The organism is Kocuria sp. GQ42 (assembly GCF_059758435.1).
In genome coordinates this window covers 62,520-78,611 of record NZ_JCAXEN010000009.1, presented here as the reverse complement: position 1 = coordinate 78,611, position 16,092 = coordinate 62,520, and the positions used below count along the sequence as shown (strand labels likewise).

The 16,092-nt window shown below is 71.9% G+C and carries 13 protein-coding genes; 5 read left to right on the top strand and 8 right to left on the bottom strand.

The annotated features are described in order from the left end of the window. Nucleotides 1-63: 63 nt before the first annotated feature. Nucleotides 64-1,254, bottom strand: coding sequence for an NAD(P)/FAD-dependent oxidoreductase (locus AC6CH6_RS16885; protein ID WP_498256000.1), 1,191 nt, complete (start codon nt 1,252-1,254; stop codon nt 64-66). Nucleotides 1,255-1,605: 351 nt separating this feature from the next. Here AC6CH6_RS16885 and AC6CH6_RS16880 point away from each other — a divergent pair, with 351 nt between their 5' ends. The 4 genes from AC6CH6_RS16880 to AC6CH6_RS16865 all read left to right on the top strand — a co-directional run bounded on the left by AC6CH6_RS16880 (nt 1,606) and on the right by AC6CH6_RS16865 (nt 6,458). After that, the gene (locus AC6CH6_RS16880; protein WP_498255999.1) at nt 1,606-1,968 is read left to right on the top strand and encodes a bifunctional 3-phenylpropionate/cinnamic acid dioxygenase ferredoxin subunit; all 363 of its coding nucleotides are present in this window, start codon (nt 1,606-1,608) and stop codon (nt 1,966-1,968) included. 48 nt (nt 1,969-2,016) lie between these two features. Continuing rightward, nucleotides 2,017-4,485 (top strand): GcvT family protein, encoded by a 2,469-nt coding sequence (locus tag AC6CH6_RS16875; RefSeq protein ID WP_498255998.1) that lies wholly within the window; start codon nt 2,017-2,019, stop codon nt 4,483-4,485. A 132-nt stretch (nt 4,486-4,617) separates the two neighbouring features. Then, complete coding sequence (locus AC6CH6_RS16870; RefSeq protein WP_498255997.1) at nt 4,618-5,781, top strand: S-(hydroxymethyl)mycothiol dehydrogenase; 1,164 nt, start codon at nt 4,618-4,620, stop codon at nt 5,779-5,781. Continuing rightward, nucleotides 5,778-6,458, top strand: a complete 681-nt coding sequence (locus AC6CH6_RS16865) for an MBL fold metallo-hydrolase (protein ID WP_498255996.1) — start codon at nt 5,778-5,780, stop codon at nt 6,456-6,458. The genes AC6CH6_RS16870 and AC6CH6_RS16865 overlap by 4 nt, the downstream gene beginning before the upstream one ends. Nucleotides 6,459-6,552: 94 nt before the next feature. Here the strand turns inward: AC6CH6_RS16865 and purU are convergent, their stop codons facing one another. From purU to glyA, 7 genes are read right to left on the bottom strand one after another with little or no spacing between them, the layout of a single operon-like run. Beyond that, nucleotides 6,553-7,425, bottom strand: a complete 873-nt coding sequence (purU, locus tag AC6CH6_RS16860) for a formyltetrahydrofolate deformylase (RefSeq protein WP_368797632.1) — start codon at nt 7,423-7,425, stop codon at nt 6,553-6,555. Between the two features lie 22 nt (nt 7,426-7,447). Then, a complete protein-coding gene (locus AC6CH6_RS16855) occupies nt 7,448-8,851 on the bottom strand; it encodes an L-serine ammonia-lyase (protein ID WP_498255995.1) in 1,404 nt (467 codons plus the stop codon). After that, nucleotides 8,851-9,528: a sarcosine oxidase subunit gamma gene (locus AC6CH6_RS16850; protein ID WP_498255994.1), complete on the bottom strand. Its 678-nt coding sequence runs from the start codon at nt 9,526-9,528 to the stop codon at nt 8,851-8,853. The genes AC6CH6_RS16855 and AC6CH6_RS16850 overlap by 1 nt, the downstream gene beginning before the upstream one ends. Next, nucleotides 9,521-12,436, bottom strand: coding sequence for a sarcosine oxidase subunit alpha family protein (locus tag AC6CH6_RS16845; RefSeq protein WP_498255993.1), 2,916 nt, complete (start codon nt 12,434-12,436; stop codon nt 9,521-9,523). The genes AC6CH6_RS16850 and AC6CH6_RS16845 overlap by 8 nt, the downstream gene beginning before the upstream one ends. Continuing rightward, nucleotides 12,433-12,720 carry a sarcosine oxidase subunit delta gene (locus AC6CH6_RS16840; RefSeq protein WP_017833539.1) on the bottom strand — a complete coding sequence of 96 codons (288 nt, stop codon included), beginning with the start codon at nt 12,718-12,720 and terminating at the stop codon, nt 12,433-12,435. The genes AC6CH6_RS16845 and AC6CH6_RS16840 overlap by 4 nt, the downstream gene beginning before the upstream one ends. Before the next feature lie 14 nt (nt 12,721-12,734). Continuing rightward, nucleotides 12,735-13,952: a sarcosine oxidase subunit beta family protein gene (locus AC6CH6_RS16835; RefSeq protein WP_498255992.1), complete on the bottom strand. Its 1,218-nt coding sequence runs from the start codon at nt 13,950-13,952 to the stop codon at nt 12,735-12,737. After that, nucleotides 13,952-15,262 (bottom strand): serine hydroxymethyltransferase, encoded by a 1,311-nt coding sequence (glyA, locus tag AC6CH6_RS16830; protein ID WP_498255991.1) that lies wholly within the window; start codon nt 15,260-15,262, stop codon nt 13,952-13,954. Before glyA ends, AC6CH6_RS16835 begins: the two co-directional genes overlap by 1 nt. A gap of 151 nt (nt 15,263-15,413) precedes the next feature. On the opposite strand from glyA, the gene AC6CH6_RS16825 reads away from it, so the two are divergent. Beyond that, nucleotides 15,414-16,073 (top strand): GntR family transcriptional regulator, encoded by a 660-nt coding sequence (locus AC6CH6_RS16825; RefSeq protein WP_109221424.1) that lies wholly within the window; start codon nt 15,414-15,416, stop codon nt 16,071-16,073. The last annotated feature ends 19 nt before the right edge of the window (nt 16,074-16,092 follow it).

Genomic DNA, 16,092 nt, shown 5'->3' with positions numbered 1-16,092 from the left:
GTCGGACAGTGCGCAGAGCGCGGGGTGGGAAAGGGAGGAGGGGCGGCAGGGTGGCGTGGGCGCTCAGGCCGCGAGCGACTGGACCGCGGCGACGGCGAGCTTCTCGAGGGTCTTGCGCCAGCGGCAGAAGAGCCTCGTCTGGTTCCAGGCGAGCACGGCGACCGGCTCGTCCCCGGCGTAGTAGACGGCCAGCAGGGAGTCCTGGTCCGGGCCGCCGTGCTCGTAGGCCACGCGGTCGGCGCGAGAGGCGTCGCCGGCGAACTGCAGGCGGGTGCCGTACTGGTCGGACCAGAAGTACGGGGGCTTGACGGCGGGCAGCCCGGCCGGGTCGGCGCCCAGCAGGGCGCCCACCGCCACCGCCGGGCGCTCGGCGGCCCCGGTCCAGTGCTCCACCCGGTGGTGGCGGCCGGTGCCCGGTTCCCACCACGCGGCGCAGTCCCCGACGGCGACGACCCCGGGGATGCTGGTGGCCCCGACGGCGTCGCAGAGCACGCCGTTGCCCAGCTCGATCCCGGAGCCCTCCAGCCAAGCGGTGTTCGGCGCCGCGCCGATGCCCACGACCACCACGTCGGCGGGCAGCACCCGGCCGCCGGCCAGGCGCACCGCGCTGACCGACCCGCCGGTGAACTCGAAGTCCTCGATGTCGACGCCGCAGATCAGCTCCACGCCGGCGCGTTCGTGCAGCCCGGCGACCACCCCGCCCAGCTCGGTGCCCAGCGGACCGCACAGGGGGGTGGGGGACTTCTCCAGCACCGTGACGTCCAGACCGAGGGCGTGGGCGGTGGAGGCGACCTCCGCGCCGATGAAGCCGGCGCCCACGACCACGAGCCGCCGCCCGGCAGCCAGCAGCCCCCGGAGCCTCTGCGCGTCGGCGAGGGTGCGCAGGCTCACCACGTTCGTGCTCCCGGCGAGCTGCGGCAGCGACCGGGGCGAGGCGCCGGTGGCGATCACCAGGCCGTCGGCGCGCACCGACCGCCCGTCCTCCAGGTGCACCAGACGGGTGGTCGCGTCGAAGGACACCGCCCGGGTCCCGAGGATCCACTCGGCCTCCAGGGCCTCGTCGTCGGTCTCCAGGGCCAGGTCCTCGAGCTCGATCCGGCCGGCGAGGAAGTCCTTGGACAGCGGTGGGCGGTCGTAGGGGCGCTGGGGATCATCACCGATGATCACCAGTCGTCCGGCGAACCCGAGGCTCCGGGCGGCCCGGGCGGCCGACAGGCCCGCCAGCGACGCTCCGACAATGACGAGGGACTCCATGAGGGACCCCTTTCAAATCTTCGTCCTGAATGACCCGGAGCAACGGCGGGGAGGTCCGGGGGTCGGACGTCCTGTGCGCTTCGTGCAACACGGCTCACAATGTGAGAATCAGCGTGAACCTCGTCACCGGCCCCGTCAAGGGGTCCGGCGAATTCGACCCGGGGAATTTACATTGCGTCCCCGTGCGGCTCGGCGCGGGTTCCGGGTGGGCCCCGGCTCTTGACAGGGTTCGGTGCGAGTCCTCACGATGTTGCACATTGCAACACTTGTTGCTCATCGTGAGGCAGTGCGGTCGAGGTGGCAACGCTCGGCACAGCAGGCCCGAGCCACCTCAGGAAAGGATCCGCTCCGATGCACCAGGCCTGCCCCCTCAAGGACCTCGCCCCCGGTGACGCCCTGCGCCTCGACACCGTCCCGCCCATCGCCGTCTTCCACACGGAGGAGGGCGACCTGTTCGCCATCGACGACACCTGCACCCACCAGGACGCCTCGCTCGCCGACGGCTGGGTGGAGGGGTGCGAGGTGGAGTGCCCGCTGCACGCGTCCAAGTTCGACCTGCGCACCGGCGCGGTGGACGCCCCTCCGGCCAAGCTGCCGGTGCGGGCCCACGCGGTGAGCGTCGTGGACGGCATCATCATGGTCGAGGAGTCGTCCGAGGCACCGAACCTGCCGCCCGGTCTCACCGTCAACGGCCACGAGTCCCGGTCGAGCTGAACCCGACCGAGCCCCCGCACGACATCCGCAGGTCAGGAGAACCGCCCCATGAGCACCACCCCTCGCGTCGTCATCATCGGAGCCGGCATCGTCGGCACGAACCTCGCCGACGAGCTCGTCCAGCGCGGCTGGACGGACGTCACCGTCCTCGAGCAGGGCCCGCTGCCCCTTCCCGGGGGCTCGACGTCGCACGCGCCCGGACTCGTCTACCAGACGAACCCGTCACGGACGATGACCCACTTCGCGCGGTACACCGTCGAGAAGCTCGTCTCCCTGGGCTGCTTCAACCAGGTCGGCGGCCTCGAGGTGGCCACCACCCCGCAGCGGCTGGAGGAGCTCAAGCGCAAGGTGGGCTACGCGGCCTCCTGGGGGATCGAGGGCCGGCTGCTCACCCCCGAGGAGGTGCTCGCGCAGCATCCTCTCGTCAATCCCGAGATGGTGCTGGGCGGCTATCACGTGCCGACGGACGGGCTCGCCCTGGCGGCCAAGGCGGTGCAGGTGCTCATCGAGCACACCACCCGCGCCGGCGTGACCTACTGCGCGGAGACGACCGTCACCGGCATCGAGCGGTCGAACGGCCGCGTGACCGGCGTGACCACGTCCGACGGAACCGTGCCGGCGGACATCGTCGTCTCCTGCGCCGGATTCTGGGGGCCCGCGATCGGCGAGATGGCCGGCATGCCGTGCCCCATCCAGCCGCTGGCCCACCAGTACGTCTTCACCTCCGCGGTCCCGGAGCTGGTCGGCAAGCACGACGCCCCGAACGGCGCGACCCTGCCGATCCTCCGGCACCAGGACGCGGACCTCTACTACCGGGAGTGGGGGGACCGGATCGGCATCGGCTCCTACGCCCACCGCCCGATGCCGGTGGATCTGACCGACCTGCCGCACTACGCGCCCCGCGACATTGCCCACGACCGGATGCCCTCCCGCCTGGACTTCACGCCCGAGGACTTCACCGAGCAGTGGGCCGAGAGCCGGCGCTTCCTCCCGAGCCTGCGCGGCAGCGAGGTGGCCGAGGGCTTCAACGGGATCTTCTCCTTCACCCCGGACGGTGGCCCGCTCATCGGCGAGTCCCCGGACCTCGCCGGGTTCTGGGTGGCGGAGGCCGTGTGGGTCACCCACTCCTCGGGCGTGGCCAAGGCCATGGCCGAGCTGCTGGTGGACGGCACCCCGGAGACGGACCTGCACGGCTGCGAGGCCACCAGGTTCGACGACGTGCAGCTCTCCCCGGAGTACGTCGAGGAGACGGGCAAGCAGAACTTCGTGGAGATCTACGACGTCCTCCACCCCCTCCAGCCCCGGGAGTCGCCGCGCAACCTGCGGGTCAGCCCGTTCTATCCCCGGGAGCTGGAGCTCGGCGCGTTCTTCCTGGAGAGCCACGGTTGGGAGCGCCCGCACTGGTACGAGTCCAACGCCGCGCTCCTGGAGCAGCTGCCCGAGGAGTGGCGCGAGCCGGAGCGCGAGCCGTGGGCGGCCCGGTTCCACTCGCCGATCGCGGCGGTCGAGGCCTGGAGGACCCGCACCGCCGTGGCGATGTACGACATGACCCCGCTCAAGCGCGTGACGGTCGAAGGACCGGGGGCCGGCGCCCTGCTGCAGCGGCTCACCACCGGCAACGTCCTGCGCAAGCCGGGCGCCGTGACGTACTGCCTCCTGCTGGACGAGAAGGCCGGGATCCGCAGCGACATCACCGTGGCCCGGCTCGGCGAGAACCTGTTCCAGGCCGGCATCAACAGCAGCGTGGACGTGGCGTACCTGTCCGCCGAGGCGACCCGGCAGAGCGCCGCGGACCCCACCGCCTGGGCCCTGGTCCGGGACACCACCGCCGAGACGTGCTGCATCGGGCTGTGGGGACCGAAGGCCCGGGAGGTCATGGCGAAGGTCTCCCACGACGACCTGTCCAACGACGGCCTGAAGTACTTCCGCACCAAGCAGATCCGGGTGGGCGGCCTGCGGGTCACCGCCATGCGCCTCTCCTACGTGGGCGAGCTCGGCTGGGAGCTGTACACCACCGCCGACCAGGGACTGCGGCTGTGGGACCTGCTGCACGAGGCGGGCCAGGAGTTCGGCATCGTCCCCGCGGGGCGCGCCGCCTTCAACAGCCTGCGCGTGGAGAAGGGCTACCGCTCCTGGGGCACCGACATGACCACGGAGCACACCGCCCTGGAGGCAGGACTGGACTTCGCCGTCAAGAAGGACAAGGGCGAGTTCGTGGGTTCGGAGGCCGTGGCCTCCGACGGCCAGGTGCGGCGCCGGCTGCGCTGCCTGACGGTCGACGACGGGCGCTCCGTGGTCATGGGCAAGGAGCCCGTGTACGTGGACGGCGCCGCCGCCGGCTACGTCACCAGCGCCGTCTTCGGCCACACCGTGGGACGCCCGGTCGCCTATGCCTGGCTCCCGCCGGAGCTCTCCGAGGGGGACGGCGTCGAGATCGAGTACCTCGGCGAGCGCGTCCCCGCCACGGTCAGCGCCGAGCCGCTCGTGGACCCCGGCATGGAGCGCATCCGCGGCTGAGGCCCCTGCCGCCGCGGCCGGGGCGTGCGCCGCTCCGGCCGCGGCTCTTCGTCCCGGCCTCGGGACCCCCAGTACGACTTCTGCGATCGAGCACCGTTCCCGGTGCCGACGACGACGAAAGGCAGTTCCAGCATGCACAAGGTCAAGGGCGTGGTGTCCAAGGGCAAGAACCAGCCGGTGAGTGTGGAGACCATCCTGGTGCCGGACCCCGGACCGGGGGAGGCGCTGGTGGACGTGCTCACCTGCGGGGTGTGCCAGACCGACCACCACTACGTCGAGGGCGGGGTGGGCGACGACTTCCCGTTCCTGCTCGGCCACGAGTCCTCGGGCGTGGTGTCCGCGGTCGGGGAGGGGGTGACGGAGGTCGCCGTCGGTGACCACGTGATCCTGAACTGGCGGGCGGTGTGCGGCGAGTGCCGGGCCTGCCGCAGGGGCGAGCCCTGGTACTGCTTCGCCACCCACAACGCCACCCAGAAGATGACGCTCGAGGACGGCACCCCGCTGACCCCGGCCCTGGGCATCGGATCGTTCGCCGAGAAGACCCTGGTGGCCGCCGGGCAGTGCACCAAGATCGAGGCAGACCTCGAACCGCACCAGTACGCGGCCGTCGGGCTGCTCGGATGCGGCGTGATGGCCGGCATCGGCGCGGTGCTCAACACCGGCGCCGTCCGGCGCGGGGAGTCCGTGGCCGTGATCGGCTGCGGTGGGGTCGGGGCGGCCGCGATCGCCGGTGCCGCACTGGCCGGGGCCACCACGATCGTGGCCGTGGACCTCGACGACGAGAAGCTGGCCACCGCGGAGAAGTTCGGCGCCACCCACGTGGTCAACTCGAAGGAGCAGGACCCCGTGGCGGCGATCCGGGCGCTCACGGGCGGGAACGGCGCCGACCTGGTGATCGACGCGGTGGGCATCGCCCCCACCTTCAAGCAGGCGTTCGAGGCCCGTGACCTGGCCGGCCGGATGGTGCTGGTCGGGGTGCCCGCCCCCGGCACCACGTGGGAGATCCCGCTGGACGAGGTCTTCGGCCGCGGCGGGTCCATCAAGTCCGCCTGGTACGGCGACACCCTCCCCTCCCGGGACTTCCCGATGCTGGTGGACCAGTACCGGCTCGGCCGGTTGGACCTCGACGGGTTCGTCACCGAGCGCATCGGCCTGGACGACGTCGAGGAGGCCTTCGCGAAGATGAAGGCCGGCACCGTCCTGCGCTCCGTCGTCGAGCTGGACCGCTCGGCGACCGGCGCGGAGGAGCGCGGCGCGGAGACCGGCGCGGCAGCCCCGGCCGGAGCGGCCCGATGACCGCGCGGCAGGATGTGGGGCGGCGCACGGACGCCACGGGCCGGGTCCGGGTGGAGCACCTGGTGACCTCGGGGACGTTCTCCCTGGACGGGGGCACCTGGGAGGTCGAGAACAACGTGTGGATCGTGGGCGACGACGAGCAGTGCGTGGTCATCGACCCGGCCCACGCCCCGGAGCAGGTCGTGGACGCCGTGGGCGGCCGGGCAGTGGCCGCCATCCTGCTCACCCACGGCCACGACGACCACATCCGCGCCGTCGTCGAGGGCGCCGAGCAGCTGCGGGCACCGGTGTACCTGCACCCGGACGACACGATGCTCTGGGAGCAGGTCCATCCCGCCCGCCGCTTCGACCGCATCATCCGCGACGGTGACGTCTACTCGGTGGGCGGGGTGCGCCTCACCGCGCTGCACACCCCGGGTCACTCGCCGGGCTCGGTGTGCTTCTGGGCACCGGACCTGGGCGAGGGCGGGGTGCTGTTCTCCGGGGACACCCTGTTCCAGGGCGGTCCCGGCGCCACGGGCCGGTCCTGGTCGGACTTCCCCACGATCGTCGACTCCATCCGCGAGCGGCTGCTCACCCTGCCGGGGACCACGGAGGTGCTCACCGGCCACGGGGACACCACCACGATCGGCACGGAGGCCCCCCACCTGCAGGAGTGGATCGACCGCGGCCACTGAGCCGGCAGCCGGGCGGCCCGGGTGACGTCCCGGAGCACCTACGACAGAGCGCCGCCCCCGGGGACCCCCGGGGGCGGCGCTCCGTCGTGCGTGCTCAGCGCAGGACGACCGTGCGGTTGCCGTGCAGGATGACCCGGCCCTCGCAGTGCCACTTCACCGCGTTGGACAGGGCCTTGCACTCGGTGTCCCGGCCCGCCGCCACGAGGTCCTCCGGGCCGTAGGTGTGGTCCACGTCCACGAGCTGCTGGGCGATGATCGGACCCTCGTCCAGCTCGGCGTTGACGTAGTGCGCCGTGGCGCCCACGGTCTTCACCCCGCGGTCGTAGGCCTGGTGGTACGGCTTGGCCCCCTTGAAGCTGGGCAGGAACGAGTGGTGGATGTTGATCACCCGTCCCTCCATCCGGGTGGCCAGCGAGTCGCTGAGCACCTGCATGTAGCGCGCCAGGACCACGAGGTCCACCTCGAAGCGGTCCACGAGCTCCAGCAGGCGGGCCTCCGCCTGGGGCTTGGTGTCCCGGGTGACGGGCACGTGGTAGAACGGGATGCCGTGCCACTCGACGAGGCGCTGGTGGTCCCGGTGGTTGGAGACCACCGCGACGATGTCCACGGGCAGGTCCCCGGTCCGGGCGCGGAAGAGCAGGTCGTTGAGGCAGTGGCCGAACTTGGAGACCATCACCAGCACGCGCCGCTTCGCCCCGTGCTCGCTGAGCTCCCAGCGCATGTCGAAGCGCTCGGCCACCGGGGCCAGGTCCGTCCGGAGGGCCTCGGGGTCGAGGCCGTCGCCCGTGGCCGAGGCGACGTGCACGCGCATGAAGAAGTGGCCGAGCCGCCGGTCGTCGAACTGGGTGAGCTCGACGATGTTGCAGCCGTGCTCCAGGAGCACACCGCTGACGGCGTGCACGATCCCCGGTCTCTCGGGGCAGTCGAGGGTCAGCACCAGCTCCGTCGTGGCAGGGGCCGTGGACACGGCCTGCGGCTGCGTGAGCTGCTCAGCATTCGATGACGTTGACGGCCAGTCCACCACGGGAGGTCTCCTTGTACTTGATCTTCATGTCGTTGCCGGTCTCGCGCATGGTCTTGATGACCTGGTCGAGCGAGACCGTGTGCTCGCCGTCGCCCTGGAGGGCGAGACGCGCGGCGTTGATGGCCTTGACGGAGGCGATCGCGTTGCGCTCGATGCACGGGATCTGCACGAGCCCGCCCACCGGATCGCAGGTCAGCCCGAGGTTGTGCTCCATGCCGACCTCGGCGGCGTTCTCGACCTGCTCCGGGGTGCCGCCCAGCACCGCGCACAGGCCCGCGGCGGCCATCGAGCAGGCCGAGCCCACCTCGCCCTGGCAGCCCATCTCCGCGCCGGAGATGGAGGCGTTCTCCTTGATGAGGATGCCGACGGCGGCCGCCGTCAGCAAGAACTCCACCACCCCGTCCTCGTCCGCCCCGGCGATGAACCGGGCGTAGTAGTGCAGCACGGCGGGGATGATGCCCGCCGCCCCGTTGGTCGGGGCGGTGACGATCCGCCCGCCGGAGGCGTTCTCCTCGTTGACCGCCAGGGCGTAGAGGTTGATCCACTCCATGGCCTGCAGCGGATCGGACGCCGGCTGGACGGCACACGCCTCGGCGGCGGCCTCGGCCTCCCGGAGCCGGGCCCGCAGGCCCGGTGCCCGGCGGCGGACCTTCAGCCCACCGGGCAGCCGTGCCTCCGTGCGGGTGCACCCGTTCTCCACGCACTCCTGCATGACGCCCCAGATGTGCAGCAGGCTCGACCGGAGCTGCTCCTCGCTGCGCCAGGACAGCTCGTTGGCGAGCATGATCCCGGCGATCGACGTCTGCTCGCGCCGGCAGTGCTCCAGGAGCTGCCGGCCGCTGGTGAACGGGTACGGCACCTCCGTGGTGTCCTGGACGACGCGGTCCGCCCCGGACGCGTCACCGTCCACCACGAACCCGCCGCCCACCGAGTAGTAGGTGCGCTCCCGCACCGGCTCGCCGTCCGCCCCGTACGCGTGGAACGTCATGCCGTTGGGGTGCGCCGGCAACGACTTGCGCCGGTGCATCACGACATCCCCGGCCCGGTCGAAGGGGATCGGGCGGACGCCTGCCAGGCACAGCTGACCGCGGTCCGTGCTCGCCTGCACCTGCGCGTCGGCGGTGTCGGTGTCCACGGTCTCCGGGTCCTCGCCCTGCAGCCCCAGGATCACGGCCTTGTCCGAGCCGTGACCGTGCCCGGTCGCGCCCAGGGAGCCGAACAGCTCGGCCCGGACCCGGGAGACCGCGTCGAGGAGACCGTCACCGGCCAGCCCCTCCGTGAACAGCCGGGCGGCGCGCATCGGGCCCACCGTGTGGGACGAGGAGGGCCCGATGCCGACGGAGAACAGGTCCAGGACGGACAGGGCCATCAGGGCACCTCGGGTGAGGCGAACTCCGTCATGGCGTCCAGCAGCCACCGTGCGGTGTACTCGGCGAAGGAGGCCCGCGGCATGATTCGCCAGGTCAGCTCCGCGGTCCGCCACAGCAGCACCTGCACCGGGCCCAGGGTCGTTGCCACGGCGGTGCCGACCGCGAAGGCCCGCGGGTGCAGGTCCAGGTGGCAGCTCTTCTCGAGCACGGCCCGGGCCGAGGGCCCGGACAGCTCGAGCGTGGTGCGGTTGGCGGACAGGTCCACGGCCTGACCGGGCTCGGTGCCGAGGGCCCGGGCCAGCCCGGCGGCGGTGCCGGCGTCGTCGGTGCCCGCCGCTCGGAGGTCGCTCCCCGCAGGGCCGATCTCCGCGGGCCCCACGCCCTCGGGGCCGACGAGCAGGAACTCGTCGGGCCCGATCCACAGGATCGCCGTGGCCCCGGCGGTGCCGGTGACCCGGCCGTGGCCGGTCGGCAGGGGCATCCCGGCCGCGGCGGCGACCGACTCGGCGGCCGGGGTGCCGGGCGCCACCCGGATCCCGACCATGGTCAGGAACGGGATCTCGCGCAGGGCCACGCCCCGCTCACCCGTCACGGTCTGCTCGTGCATCTGCAGCGCGAGGTGGGCGAGGGGACTGCGGCGCAGGGCGGTGGTGTCGGTCAGGAGCTGCTCAGCCATCACGGCGGTTCCCTTCGGGGTCGTAGAGCACGGGTTCTGCGATGACGACGTCCACGAGCCGGCCGTCGAGCGGGGCCTGGAGCGTCTCACCGATGCGGTTGCGGCCGTTCTCCACCAGGGCGAGCCCGAAGGTCCGGTCCAGGGCGGCGCTGCGGTAGCTGGAGGTGACGTGGCCGACCATGGGCACGGGGGCGACCTCCGGGGTGATGGGGGTGCCGTGGTCCACCAGCTGGGCACCCTCCGGCAGCCGGAACGTCCGGTCCACCGGCAGGACCGCGACCAGCTGCTTGCGGTCCGGGCTGGTGGCGGACGGGCGGTCGTAGGAGCGCCTGCCGATGAAGTCCTTGGTCTTGGACACCACCCAGTCCATCCCCAGGTCCTGCGGGGTGACGGTGCCGTCGGTGTCCTGGCCCACGATGGGGAAGGCCTTCTCCGCGCGCAGCACGTGCATGGTCTCGGTGCCGTAGGGGGTGATGCCGAACTCGGCGCCGGCCTCCGCGACGGCCTCCCAGACCGGCAGGCCGTACCAGGAGGAGACGTTGATCTCGAAGGCCAGCTCCCCGGAGAAGGAGATCCGGCAGATCCGTGCGGGCACCCCGGAGGCCAGGACGGTCTCGCGGAAGGCCATGAACGGGAACGCTTCGTTGGACAGGTCCAGCTCGGGGGCGAGCTTCTCGACGACGGCCCGGGACTTCGGGCCCACGACGGCGACGGTGGTGTACTGCTCCGTGACCGAGGTGAAGGTGACGTCGAGCTCCGGCCACTCGGTCTGGGACCACTCCTCGAGCCAGTCCAGGACCTTGGCCGCGCCACCGGTGGTGGTGGTCATGAAGTACCGGTCCTCGTCCAGGCGCAGGGTCACGCCGTCGTCGAAGACCATCCCGTCGGGGGTGCACATGACCCCGTACCGGCCCATGCCGGGCTTGAGCTTCTTGAAGGCGTTGGTGTAGACGCGGTTGAGGAACTCCCCGGCGTCCTTGCCCCGGATCTCGATCTTGCCCAGGGTGGTGGCGTCCATGAACCCCACGGACCCGCGCACGGCCGCGCACTCGCGCAGCACCGCCGTGTCCATGTCCTCTCCGGCCTGCGGGTAGTACCAGGGCCGCTTCCACTGCCCGACGTCCTCGAACAGGGCCCCGTGGGCCACGTGCCAGGGGTGGACCGAGGTCAGCCGCGCCGGGTCGAACAGGTGGCCGAGCCGTCGTCCGGCCAGGGCCGTGAAGGCCACCGGGGTGTAGGGGGCGCGGTAGGTGGTGGTGCCGATCCCGCCGACGTCGGTGCTGTTCAGCGCCGCGGCGATGACGCCGATGGCGTTGACCCCGGAGGTCTTGCCCTGGTCGTTGGCGGTCGAGATGGAGGTGTAGCGCTTGACGTGCTCCACGGACCGCATGCCGGCGCCGGTGGAGCGCAGCACGTCCGCGACCGTCTGGTCGCGCTGGAAGTCGACGAAGTGGCGGGTCCAGTCGGCGGACGCGCCCTCGGGCCCGGGCACCAGCCACAGCGGGCGGACGGGCGAGGACTCGACGCTCTCCGCGTGCGGGGTCTCGGGCTGGGTCTCGAAGCCGGCCCGGCCGGCGGCCTCGGCCCCGGCGAGGGCACCCTCGGTGAGGCACCACGCCAGGTCGGTGGTGCCGTTGACCGAGCCCGCAGTGTGCTGGTCCCGCACGGGGGCGCCCGGGACAAACGCCGCGAGGCGCTCGTCCCAGGTCAGCTTCCCCTGCCGCTGGCTGTGCAGGTGGACCACCGGGGTCCACCCGCCCGAGACGGCGAGCAGATCCGTGTCCACGGTGGTGGTGGGGCCGGTCAGCGCGCCGGACCCATCGATCCCGCCGATCGTCACGGCGCTGATCCGCCCGTGCTCGCCGTCGCCGGCGGTGTCCACCACGGCGCTGCCGGCGAACAGGCGAACCCCGGTGCTCGCGGCGATGTCGGCGGCCCGGCCGTGGAGCTCCGGGCGGGAGTCGACCACGGCCGCGACACGGACCCCGGCGGCGGCGAGGTCGGCCACGAGGTCGTAGGCGGAGTCGTTCGTGGTGGCCACGACCACCGACGTGCCGGCGGCGACCGCGTAGCGGTTGAGGTAGGTGCGCACCGATCCGGCGAGCATGATGCCGGGGCGGTCGTTGTTGGCGAAGACGACCGGCCGCTCGTGCGCGCCGGTGGCGAGCACGATCTGCTGCGCCCGCACGTGCCAGATCCGCTCCCGCGACACGCCGGGACCCGGGGCCTCGGCGAGGTGGCCGGTGCGCCGCTGGACGGCGACGACGTAGTTGGCGTCGTAGTTGCCGAACGCCGTGGTGCGGTGCAGGACCGTGACCTCGGGCTCGGCCTCCAGGGCGGTGAGGGTGCGGGCGACCCAGTCGCGGGCGGGCAGGCCGTCGACGACGTCGTCGCGGCCCGACAGCAGGGAGCCTCCGGCCTCCGGCTGCTCGTCCATGAGGATGACCCGGGCCCCTGACTTCGCGGCCTCGCGGGCCGCGGCCAGCCCGGCGGGGCCGGCGCCGACGACGAGGACGTCGGTGTGCACGTGCTTGTGGTCGTAGACGGCCTCGTCCTTGCGGGGGTCGAGCTGTCCGAGACCGCGCAGGTAGGACGCCTGCAGACCGTCGGTCAGCTCGACCGTGGTGGCCGGGAGCATGGATTCGTCGACGTCGGCCTCCGTGCGCGCGGCGACCTTGACCAGGGCGTTGGGCTCCTCCACCCCGGCGGACACGATCCCGCGCGGACGGCCCAGGTACATCGAGTCGCCGCAGTGGATGCGCCCGGCGGCGAGCAGGGCCGAGGCCAGGGTGTCACCGGCGTACCCGGTGTGCTCCTGCCCGTCGACGGTGAAGCGCACCGGCGTGGTGCGGTCGATGCTGCCGGGCGCACTCTGCTGCGCCGGCAGGCGGTGGGTCTGCGCGCTCACTTGACGCCTCCGATCTCGGGCTTGGGCTCGTCGATCCTGTAGACGGCCTTGATGTCGTAGGTCACGGTGTCGCGGACGACGTTGAACCAGCGGCGGCAGCCGACGGCGTGGGCCCACCGTTCCGCGATCAGACCCTTGGGGTTGTTGCGGTAGAAGAGGTACTCCGCCCACTCCTTGTCGGAGAGCCGGCTGGGGTCCTCGGGGTAGGGCACGTGCGCCTCCCCGCCGTACTGGTACTCGGTCTCGTCGCGCGGCCCGCAGTTGGGGCACTCGATCAGCAGCATGGTGTTCCGGCCTCCTAGTGGGCCACGGCGGCGGCGCCGTGCTCGTCGATGAGGACCCCGGTCTCGAACCGCTCCAGGGCGAAGGGCTCGTTGAGGGGGTGGGGCTCGTCGTGGGCGATGGTGTGGGCGAAGGAGTAGCCGGCGCCGGGGGTTCCCTTGAACCCGCCGGTTCCCCAGCCGCAGTTGACGTACATCTGGTCCACGGGCGTCTTGGAGACGATCGGGGAGGCGTCCAGGGTGACGTCGACGATGCCGCCCCACGTGCGCAGGACGTGGGCGCGGGCGAAGATCGGGAAGAGCTCCACCGCTGCCGCCATCTGCTCCTCGATGACGTGGAAGGCGCCGCGCTGGCCGTAGCCGTTGTAGGCGTCCACGCCGGCGCCCATGACCAGCTCGCCCTTGTGGGCCTGGGAGACGTAGACGTGCACGTGGTTGGACATCACCACGGTCGGGTGCACGGGCTCGTGCAGCTCCGAGACCAGGGCCTGCAGCGGGTGGGACTGGATCGGCAGCCGGAACCCGGCGAGCTCCGCCAGGACCGAGGAGTGCCCGGCCCCGCAGAGCCCGACCTTGCCGGCGTTGATGCGCCCGCGGCTGGTCTCGACCCCCACCACCCGGTCGCCGTCCTTGACGAAGCCGGTGACCTCGCAGTTCTGGATGATGTCCACGCCCATCTCGTCGCACTTGCGGGCGAAGGCCCAGGCCACGTGGTCGTGCTTGGCGATGCCCGCGCGCGGCTGGTAGGTCGCCCCCATCACCGGATAGCGGATGTCGTCCCCGATGTTGATGATCGGGCACAGCTCCTTGACCTGCTCCGGGCTGATCCACTCCGCGTCGATGCCGTTGAGCTTGTTCGCGTTGACCCGGCGCATCGACTCGCGGACGTCCCCCAGGGTGTGCGCCAGGTTCATCACGCCGCGCTGGGAGAACAGGAAGTCGTACTCCAGCTCCTCGGGCAGGATCTCCCAGAGCTTCAGGGAGTGCTCGTACATCGCCGCGGACTCGTCCCACAGGTAGTTGGAGCGGATGATCGTGGTGTTGCGCGCCATGTTCCCGCCGGCCAGCCAGCCCCGCTCCAGCACGGCGATGTTGGTCATGCCGTGGTTCTTGGCCAGGTAGTAGGCGGTCGCCAGCCCGTGTCCGCCGCCGCCGACGATCACGGCGTCGTAGGAGGACTTCGGGTCCGGGTTGCGCCACAGGAAGTCCGGGTGCTCCGGCAGCAGGTCGGCCATCAGAAGGCTCCGTTCAGGACGGGGGCGGAGAGGTTCGGGTAGAGCGGGAACCGCTCGGCCAGGGCGGTCACGCGATCGCGCAGCTGCTCGACGAGCTCGTCGGTCAGCTCCTGGATCAGCGCCTGGGCGATGATGTCGGCCACCTCCGTGAACTCCTCGGCCCCGAAGCCGCGGGTTGCCAGGGCCGGGGTGCCGATCCGCAGACCGGAGGAGACCATCGGCGGGCGGGGGTCGAAGGGCACGGCGTTGCGGTTGACCGTGATCCCGATGCGGTGCAGTCGGTCCTCGCCCTGCTGCCCGTCGAGCTCGGAGTTCCGCAGGTCCACCAGCACCAGGTGCACGTCGGTGCCGCCGCTGACCAGGTTGATCCCGGTGGCCATGACGTCCGGGGACAGCAGCCGGGTGGCCAGGATCTTCGCGCCCTCCAGGGTGCGCACCTGGCGGTCGGTGAACTCCTCGGCCGCGGCGTGCCTGAAGGCCACGGCCTTGGCCGCGATCACGTGCTCCAGGGGTCCGCCCTGCTGACCGGGGAAGACCGCGGAGTTGATCTTCTTCGCGTGCTCCTGCTTGCACAGGATCACTCCGCCGCGCGGGCCGCCGAGCGTCTTGTGCGTGGTGGAGGTCACCACGTCGGCGTGGGGCACCGGGTTGGGGTGCAGTCCGGCGGCGACGAGCCCGGCGAAGTGCGCCATGTCGACCATCAGGTACGCCCCGACCTCGTCGGCGATCGCACGGAACGCGGCGAAGTCCAGCTGCCTCGTGTAGGCGGACCAGCCGGCGATGATGAGCTGCGGGCGGTGCTCCCGGGCGAGCCGGGCGACCTCGTCCATGTCGACCCGGTGGTCGTCCTCGGAGACCCCGTAGGCGGCGACCTGGTAGAGCTTGCCGGAGAAGTTGAGCTTCATCCCGTGCGTCAGGTGCCCGCCGTGGGCGAGGTCCAGGCCCAGGATGGTGTCGCCGGGCTGGAGCAGCGCGGACATGGCCGCGGCGTTGGCCTGGGCCCCGGAGTGCGGCTGGACGTTGGCGTGCTCGGCGCCGAACAGGGCCTTGAGGCGGTCGATCGCGAGCTGCTCGATCACGTCCACGTGCTCGCAGCCGCCGTAGTAGCGCCGGCCGGGGTAGCCCTCGGCGTACTTGTTCGTGAGCACCGAGCCCTGGGCCTCCATGACCGCCGTGGGCGCGAAGTTCTCGGAGGCGATCATCTCCAGCGTGGACTGCTGGCGCCGCAGCTCGGCGTCGACGGCCGCGGCGACCTCGGGGTCGCTCTCGGCCAGCGGCTGGTACAGGGGGTGGTCCTCGTGCACGGTCATGTGCCCTCCTGGGAAGTCTTCTGTGTGCAACTGATATATCAGTTGTTCAGGCCTAGTATGTGACGAGGGGCACGGCGGGTCAAGCATGACTTCCCGTCCCGTCGTCATCCGGCGCTCCCGCCCCGTCACACACGCCGCAGGAAGGGCCCGCATGCTGCAGCACACCGACGAGACCGCGGCGGGCGGCCGGTCCCTGGCCGACCAGGCCTTCCTCCGGCTGCAGGACCGGCTGATCCTGCTCGACATCCCGCCCGGCAGCCCGCTCAACGAGGCCCGCCTGAGCGAGGACCTGGGCGTGGGTCGCACTCCGCTGCGCGAGGCGCTCAAGCGGCTGGAGTCCGAGCACCTCGTGGTGACCTATCCGCGCCGGGGGACGTTCGCGACCACGGTGGACATCACGGCCCTGTCCGAGATCTCCCAGGTGCGCGAGGTGCTGGAGCCGCTGGCGGCCCGTCTGGCCGCCGGGCGGCGCGGGGGTGCCGCCCGCGAACGGCTGGAGCGGCTGCGGGAGCAGCTCGAGGAGCCGGCCGCCGAGGACCGCGAGGACACCCTGCGCTGGGACGTGGCCATCCACCGGGCCGTGTACGCCGCCGCCGGCAACGCGCACCTGGAGACGACCCTGACGCGCTACGGCAACCTGGCCACCCGCATCTGGTGCGTGGCCGCCGACCGGATCCCGCAGCTGCAGGAGCACATCTCCGTGCACGCGGCCCTGCTCACCGCGGTGCTGGAGGGCAGGGGCGACGAGGCCGCCACGATCATGCTCGAGCACATCCGCGACTTCGAGGAGCAGGTGCGGCGGGTCCTTTGAGCGGCCTTTTGTTGCGCTG

Bases quoted from the DNA above. Each gene is read 5' to 3' on its own strand.
- AC6CH6_RS16850 (WP_498255994.1), bottom strand. From the start codon at position 9,528: ATGGCTGAGCAGCTCCTGACCGACACCACCGCCCTGCGCCGCAGTCCC.
- AC6CH6_RS16875 (WP_498255998.1), top strand. From the start codon at position 2,017: ATGAGCACCACCCCTCGCGTCGTCATCATCGGAGCCGGCATCGTCGGC.
- AC6CH6_RS16870 (WP_498255997.1), top strand. From the start codon at position 4,618: ATGCACAAGGTCAAGGGCGTGGTGTCCAAGGGCAAGAACCAGCCGGTG.
- AC6CH6_RS16840 (WP_017833539.1), bottom strand. From the start codon at position 12,720: ATGCTGCTGATCGAGTGCCCCAACTGCGGGCCGCGCGACGAGACCGAG.
- AC6CH6_RS16825 (WP_109221424.1), top strand. From the start codon at position 15,414: ATGCTGCAGCACACCGACGAGACCGCGGCGGGCGGCCGGTCCCTGGCC.
- AC6CH6_RS16885 (WP_498256000.1), bottom strand. From the start codon at position 1,254: ATGGAGTCCCTCGTCATTGTCGGAGCGTCGCTGGCGGGCCTGTCGGCC.
- AC6CH6_RS16880 (WP_498255999.1), top strand. From the start codon at position 1,606: ATGCACCAGGCCTGCCCCCTCAAGGACCTCGCCCCCGGTGACGCCCTG.
- AC6CH6_RS16835 (WP_498255992.1), bottom strand. From the start codon at position 13,952: ATGGCCGACCTGCTGCCGGAGCACCCGGACTTCCTGTGGCGCAACCCG.
- AC6CH6_RS16865 (WP_498255996.1), top strand. From the start codon at position 5,778: ATGACCGCGCGGCAGGATGTGGGGCGGCGCACGGACGCCACGGGCCGG.
- AC6CH6_RS16855 (WP_498255995.1), bottom strand. From the start codon at position 8,851: ATGGCCCTGTCCGTCCTGGACCTGTTCTCCGTCGGCATCGGGCCCTCC.
- glyA (WP_498255991.1), bottom strand. From the start codon at position 15,262: ATGACCGTGCACGAGGACCACCCCCTGTACCAGCCGCTGGCCGAGAGC.